This is a genomic window from Paralimibaculum aggregatum, assembly GCF_030270585.1.
In the GTDB taxonomy this organism is placed as follows: domain Bacteria; phylum Pseudomonadota; class Alphaproteobacteria; order Rhodobacterales; family Rhodobacteraceae; genus Thermohalobaculum; species Thermohalobaculum aggregatum.
Genome location: NZ_BSYI01000168.1, coordinates 1 through 304 on the forward strand (window position 1 = coordinate 1; position 304 = coordinate 304).

1 pseudogene is annotated in these 304 nt (G+C 67.4%); it reads right to left on the reverse strand.

Annotation, left to right across the window (positions count from 1 at the left end):
* Positions 1-302: pseudogene (locus QSJ97_RS24800) on the reverse strand (NAD(P)/FAD-dependent oxidoreductase); the annotation flags it as partial.
* Positions 303-304: the final 2 nt, after the last annotated feature.

The following is a 304-nucleotide window of genomic DNA, read 5'->3' on the forward strand; positions in this document are numbered from 1 at the left end:
TCGCGCGGCGGGTAGGAGGCGATCGGCTTGCCGAAATGTTCCTCGAAGGTGTAGTCGGCGAATTCCAGCCCCTCCTTCGGGCCGTTCGACCAGAGATAGCGGTACATCGAGCAGTGCACCGGCTCGCCGTATTCGTCGAGCCCGGTGCGCCAGGTGTAGTTCCACAGCCCGCCCCAGTCGTCCTGCTTCTCGAAGCAGACGATCTCCGGGATCTCGGCGCCCTTCGCGGCGGCCGACTGGAACGCCCGGAGCGCGGCGGTGCCCGAAGGCCCGGCTCCGATCACGGCGACGCGTTTCGTCATGG